At 29.0% G+C, this 6446-nt stretch carries 6 protein-coding genes; all 6 read left to right on the plus strand.

The window, feature by feature from the left end:
• The first annotated feature begins 7 nt into the window (after positions 1–7).
• A complete protein-coding gene (locus L8T82_RS04605) occupies positions 8–448 on the plus strand; it encodes a phosphoribosyltransferase (RefSeq protein WP_133319347.1) in 441 nt (146 codons plus the stop codon).
• Between the two features lie 61 nt (positions 449–509).
• Positions 510–2903, plus strand: a complete 2394-nt coding sequence (locus L8T82_RS04610; protein WP_263661046.1) for a molybdopterin guanine dinucleotide-containing S/N-oxide reductase — start codon at positions 510–512, stop codon at positions 2901–2903.
• A gap of 1 nt (position 2904) precedes the next feature.
• Positions 2905–3438 carry a hypothetical protein gene (locus tag L8T82_RS04615; protein WP_133319345.1) on the plus strand — a complete coding sequence of 178 codons (534 nt, stop codon included), beginning with the start codon at positions 2905–2907 and terminating at the stop codon, positions 3436–3438.
• A 6-nt stretch (positions 3439–3444) separates the two neighbouring features.
• Positions 3445–4602 (plus strand): hypothetical protein, encoded by a 1158-nt coding sequence (locus L8T82_RS04620; RefSeq protein WP_263725973.1) that lies wholly within the window; start codon positions 3445–3447, stop codon positions 4600–4602.
• Entirely contained in the window at positions 4599–5339 is a 741-nt protein-coding gene (locus L8T82_RS04625; RefSeq protein ID WP_263725974.1) for a Tfp pilus assembly protein FimT/FimU, read from the plus strand. The genes L8T82_RS04620 and L8T82_RS04625 overlap by 4 nt, the downstream gene beginning before the upstream one ends.
• 78 nt (positions 5340–5417) lie before the next feature.
• The coding region (locus L8T82_RS04630) for a cache domain-containing protein (RefSeq protein ID WP_263725975.1) at positions 5418–6446 on the plus strand (1029 nt) is incomplete at its 3' end.

Consider the following 6446-nt stretch of genomic DNA (forward strand, 5'->3'; position numbering starts at 1 on the left):
AGTGATTATGTATTATTATGCTTATGAAGAATTTCAAAAAGAAATTATCCCTTTTACGCGCAAAATAAAAGAGGAATTTAATCCCGATGTTTTACTTGCTATAGCAAGAGGTGGTATGACTTTGGGCCATTTTTTAGCAGAAGGTATGGGTAATAGAAATTTATTTTCTTTAAATTCTATCCATTATGAAGATACTCAAAAATTAGATACGATTAAAATTTTTAATATTCCTGATCTTAGTTCATATAAAAAAGTTCTTTTGGTAGATGATATCATAGATAGTGGTGAAACTATGATAGAAATTAAGAGAGTCTTAAGTCAAAAGTTTCCTCATTTAGAGCTTAAAGTAGCAAGTGTTTTTTACAAAACTTCAGCATTATTAATCCCTGAATTTTATATTAAAGAAGCTAAGGAATGGATTGATTTTTTCTGGAGTATTAAAATTTAGTTTATTATTAGCTATAAATAATACAATATAATTAAATACTAAACTAAAAGGAAGGACAAACATGAGTTTAACAAGAAGAAAATTCTTAAAAGGTCTTGCTGCAACTTCAGCAGTTGCTTCCGTTAATCCTTTAATGGCAGCACAAACAAAATTTTACGATACTAAAAAAATTCCTCATGCAACTCACTTTGGTGCTTTTTGGGCTGAAGTAAATTCAGAAGGAAAAATAGTAAAAGTTACTCCACAAAAATCTGATAAACATCCTTCAGTAATAACTGATGCTATTATCGATAGAACTTATTCAGACACTAGGGTAAAGTATCCTTGTGTTAGAAAAAGCTTTTTAGAAGGTAAAAAAAGACCTAAATTAAGAGGTAAAGAACCTTTTGTAAGAGTAAGTTGGGAGAAAGCTTTAGAGCTTGTATTGGAAAAATTAAAAGAAACCCCTATTGAAAATTTATTTAATGCAAGTTATGGTGCATGGGGACATGTAGGTTTATTGCACAATTGTAACTCAGTAGCAGGAAGATTTTTTAATACCGCTTTAGGTGGCCATATTGGCACTGATGGTGAGTATAGTAATGGTGCTGCTGGTAAAGTAAATGCTAGTATAGTAGGAGATTTGGAAGTTTATTCTTTACAAACTTCTCATGAAGTTATTTTGGAAAACACTCAGGTTTATGTTTTATGGGGAGCTGATCTTTATAAATGTAATCAAATTGATTTTAAAGTTGCAAATCGTGGTAATGATGATTATTATAAAAAATACAGCAAATCAAAAATTAAATTTATAACTATCGATCCTCAATATACTCAAACAGCAGAAATTTTAAATGCTCAGTGGATTAAGATTCGTCCAAATACTGATGTTGCTTTAATGCTTGGTATGATGAATTATTTATATAAAAGTGGAAAATATGATAAAAAATTCATTGAAAAATACACTGATGGTTTTGACAAATTCTTACCTTATCTGCTTGGAAAAACTGATGGTATTGATAAAACTCCAGCTTGGGCTGCAAATATTACCGGCGTTGAAGAAAAAGTTATTACCGCATTGGCAGATACTTTTGTAAAAAATAGAACCTTTTTAGCAGGTAACTGGGCTATGCAAAGAGCACATCATGGCGAGCAAGCTGATTGGACTTTAATGGTTTTAGCTTCAATGATAGGTCAAGTAGGCTTACCTGGTGGTGGATTTGGTTTTTCTATGCATTATTCAGGTGGTGGTCAAGCATTTTCAGGTGTAAGATTACCAGTAGGTTTACCACAAGGTAAAAATAATCTTGATACTAATATTCCTGCAAGTAGAGTTTCAGAAGCTATTTTAAATCCAGGTAAAACAGTTAAATTTAAAGGTAAAGAAATCACTTATCCTAAAATTAAACTCATGTATGTAGTGGGTGCTTCTGTATTGGGCCATCATCCAAATACAAATGAACTTATCAAAGCTTTAAGAACACTTGATACATTAATTGTACATGAGCCTTGGTGGACTCCTATGGCAAAAATGGCAGATATTGTATTACCTTCAACTACAACTTTAGAAAGAGATGATATTAGCTTTGGTGGCTCTTATTCTCAAGATTATGTTTATGCTATGAAAAAAGTAATTGAGCCTTATTTTGAAAGTAGAAATGACTATGATATTTTCGAAGAATTAGCAAAAAGAATTGGCGAGAGAGAGCATAAAAAATTTACAGGTAATAAAACAAAACAACAATGGCTTGAAGGTTTTTATGGAAGAAGTGATTGTCCTTATTATATGGAATTTGCTGACTTTTGGAAACAAGGTTTTATCCATTTTGAACCACCAAAAGAAGCTTATAATTTTGTAAGACACTCTGAATTTAGGGCCGATCCTGTGGCAAATAAACTTGCAACAGAAAGTGGAAAAATCCAAATTTATTCTCCAAAATTTGAAAAATACAATTTAGATGATTTTAAAGCACATCCAACATGGTTTGAGCCTGCAGAGTGGCTGGGCAATGAAAAATTAGTTAAAAAATTTCCTTTCCATTTAGTAAGTCCACATCCAAGATATAGAGTGCATTCTCAACTTGATAATACTTGGGTGAGAGATTTGTATAAAATTCAAGGTAGAGAACCTGTGATGATTAATACAAATGATGCCAAAAAACTTGGTATTACCCACGGAGAAGTTGTAGAAGTATATAATGATCGTGGATCACTTTTAGCAGGTGCTTTTGTAACAGATAATATCATGGAAGGAGTTGTTAGTATCCAAGAAGGTGCTTGGTATGACCCTGAAGATGTAAGCGATAGCAAGCCAAGATGTAATGCAGGTCATGTAAATGTTTTAACAAGCTCAAGACCAACTTCAACTATGGCTCAAGCAACTAGTGTAAATACTTGCTTAGTGGGTATTAAAAAGCTAAAAGAAGTTATAAAACCTTATAATTCAACTACACCACCAGAAATCATAGGAGCTTAAAATGAAGAAAATTATATTAACATTAACTTTTTTAGCTAGTGCTTTGTTTGCTAAAGATATGTTTATTTTTAATGAAAAAGTAGATCTTTTAGATAGTGCTAGTAAAAAAGTAGTAGGACAAATTTATGAAGGCTCTAAAGTGGAGCTTATAAAAGAAGAAGGTGAATACTCTTTAATTAAAGTCAAAGGTGAGGTTGTGGAGTCAAATCCAAAAAGCCTTGCTTATACCAAAGATGGAATTTATCTTTTACTTACTTTAAATGGTAAAAATGCAAGCAATGAAATGGAATTTTTAGTTAAAAGTAAAGATTTGACCGATCAAGAAATTCTTGCTTGGGATGAGATAGAATTAACTTATTATGATACTTGCACAAGTTGTCACGCAGCACATAAACCAAAAGAACATTTAATGGAAGAATGGGATGCATATTTATCTGCTATGCAAGGTTTTGCTAAAATCACTGATGCGGAAAAAGATAGAATTTTAAGATTTTTACAATCTCACGCAAGTAATGGGCCTGTAAAACTTGACTAATCAAAAATGAAAAGGTATTTATTAGCCGTTTTATTTTTTGATTTTTGTGCTTTATTATATGGTGTAAGCACTTTATCTATCAGCTATAATGAAGCACAAATTTATTTTTACGATCATAGCTTAATTGCTATGATTGCTAGATTTGGTACTACTCTTCTTGGACAAAATGATTTTGGATTAAGACTTCCGTTTGTTTTGTTGCATTCTTTAAGTTGTATTTTGTTGTATATTTTGGCTTTAAGATACACCAAAACTTCTTTTGATGCTTTTATTTCTGTTGTGCTTTTTATATTGCTTCCTGGTAGTGTAGCCAGTGCTTTGCTTATCAATGAATCTAGCGTAGTAATATTTTTTACGCTTTTGATTTTGGTACTGTTTGAATATAAAAAATTCTTTTTATTTTATATCTTGTTTTTTTTAGTTCTTTTTGTAGATGGAAATTTTGTAATTTTATATTTATCTTTTTTCTTTTTTGCTATATATAAAAAAGATAAATTACTTATTGCATGCTCTTTGATTTTATTTGCTATTGCAATGAGTATTTATGGTTTTGATGCAAGTGGAAAACCTAAAGGATATTTTTTAGATACTTTAGGTATTTTTGCAGCTTGCTTTTCACCTTTAATTTTTCTTTATTTTTTTTATGTTATTTATAGAATTCTTTTACAAGATGATAAACCTCTTTTATGGTTTATTAGCGCAACTACTTTCGTTTTTTGTTTGATTTTTTCTATAAGACAAAGACTTTTTTTAGAAGACTTTTTACCTTTTTGTGTAGTTTGTACTCCATTATTAGTTCGTTATTTAATGTCTTCTTATCGCTCAAGAATGCCACAATTACGCCTAAAACATAAAATTTTTATAGAATGCTCTTTAGTTTTTTTACTATTTTTTTATCTTGGTATTATTTTTAATCAAAGTTTTTATTATTTATTAAAAGATCCAAAAAAACATTTTGCTTATGATTATCATATTGCTAAAGAATTGTCTTTAAAGTTAAAACAAAGAAATTTTACACATATTTTCACTAAAGATAAAGAGTTAGCTTTAAGACTTAAATTTTATGGTATTTCCAAAGGTAAATTAGAACTTCATTCTAGTAAAAAAACTAGTAAGATATATGTTAGTTTAGGTAGGCATAAAATTTATTATTATATAAAATGAAACAAGCTTTTACTTTAATAGAATTAGTTTTTGTTTGTATTATATTATCTTTATTGTTTTCTATGGGGTATTTTTATTACAAACCTGACTATTTGCGTTTAGGGGCTGAACAAATTTTAAATGATATTAAATACACAAGACATTTAGCATTAATACAAAATGATTTTAGAGTAAAAGAATTTAATATTGCTAAACGAGAGTGGTTTAAAGCCAAATGGCAATTATATTTCATACGCTCAAAGTCAGCTACAAATAATGAACAAACTTATACTATTTTTTTAGATAAAAATGGTGATGGTAATGCAAATATAGGTAAAAATATGATCAATAAAGACAGAGAAATAGCTGTTGATTTGATTAATCCAAACTTATTGATGAACTCAGGACAAAGTGGAGTAATAAATCAAAATGATTCTAAGGCGAATTTAAAATATAATATAGAAAAAACATATGGTATTTCAAAAGTTTTGTTTGAAGGTGCTTGCAAGGGAAGTACGCGTTTAATTTTTGATGATTATGGTCGCTTATATACACCTTTGAAAAATGCTATGCGTCCTTATGATAAGCTCTTATCTTTTAATAATAACTGCATTATAAGATTATCTAATAAACAAGATCAGCATATATGTATAGTTATAAATCCTATTAGTGGTTATGCTTATATACCTAATTTTTCTTCACTAAACCAGCAGAGTATTATTTTAAATAATAAACAAATATTTTGTCATAATATATAATTTTTATTAAAATTTATTATTTTTTTGATAAAATATATTTACTAAAATACTTCAATTTAAATACAAAAAAGGAGATACATGAATGCAAATACACAAATGAGTGTGAAAAATAAATTGTCCATTGTTGTTGGTGTTATTGTCTTTTTAGCTTTATCAATAATCACTATAATGGCATTTGTTTCTAGTAGAAATAATTTAATTTCAAACAGTAAACAAGCGAATGAAGATTATTTATTGATCACAGAAACTCAAGTGGAAGGATATGTTGATGGCTATATAGATATTTTACTTGCCATAAAAAAATATATTGATTCTTTGGGAAAAAATCAAGTTTTAAATTTTGATTCTATGGAGCAAATACTAGGAGATGATTTAAAAATTTTTAAAGATGGATCAAATACTTTAGCTGTCTATGTTGGTTTTCCCGATGGAACTATGCTTGTAAGCGATACTGTTTCTGATAAAAAAGGAGTTAATTTTAGAAAAAGAGGTGGTGGAGTTTCTTCTTATGATGATCCAAGTTACGATGCTACTTCTAGAGACTGGTATAAAGGGGCTATTGCAAATGATGGAGTGTTTATAAGCGATGTTTATGAAGATTCTGTTACAAAATTACCTAGTTTTACTTATTCTACCCCGATTAAGAAAAACGGTAAGTTGATAGGTGTTTTAGGTGTTGATTTACTGCTAACATCTTTGCAAAAGACCTTTGAAAAACTTCCAGGAAATGTTTTTGTTTTTGATACAACAAGCTCTATTCCTTTTGCATCAAATAATAAATCACTAATCTTAACTCAACATCCAAGTATAGAAGAGATAAAAAAATATCATCAGCAATTTGGAGATTATAAAACATTTGAATATATAAGCGTTGATACACAAGAAGAAAGATTTGGAATTTGCGCTAATATAGATAATTCAAAAGCTAAAGTAAGCTATATTGCTTGTGCAACTCAAAAGCAAGATGAGTTGGAAATGTTGGTTTTAAAAGACGCATATAAGCAAATTATTTTTTCTATTATTATATTGTTTATTTCATGTTTTGCTATTTACTTTTTTTCTTCAAAATTACTATCCCCTTTACAAGCAATCCAAAAAGGTATCAAT

The organism is Campylobacter sp. IFREMER_LSEM_CL292 (assembly GCF_025771615.1).
Classification (GTDB): Bacteria; Campylobacterota; Campylobacteria; order Campylobacterales; family Campylobacteraceae; genus Campylobacter_D; species Campylobacter_D lari_D.

Excerpts from the sequence above, each read along its gene's own strand:
- L8T82_RS04620 (WP_263725973.1), top strand. The coding sequence starts at position 3,445 with ATGAAAAGGTATTTATTAGCCGTTTTATTTTTTGATTTTTGTGCTTTA.
- L8T82_RS04610 (WP_263661046.1), top strand. The coding sequence starts at position 510 with ATGAGTTTAACAAGAAGAAAATTCTTAAAAGGTCTTGCTGCAACTTCA.
- L8T82_RS04605 (WP_133319347.1), top strand. The coding sequence starts at position 8 with ATGTATTATTATGCTTATGAAGAATTTCAAAAAGAAATTATCCCTTTT.
- L8T82_RS04625 (WP_263725974.1), top strand. The coding sequence starts at position 4,599 with ATGAAACAAGCTTTTACTTTAATAGAATTAGTTTTTGTTTGTATTATA.
- L8T82_RS04615 (WP_133319345.1), top strand. The coding sequence starts at position 2,905 with ATGAAGAAAATTATATTAACATTAACTTTTTTAGCTAGTGCTTTGTTT.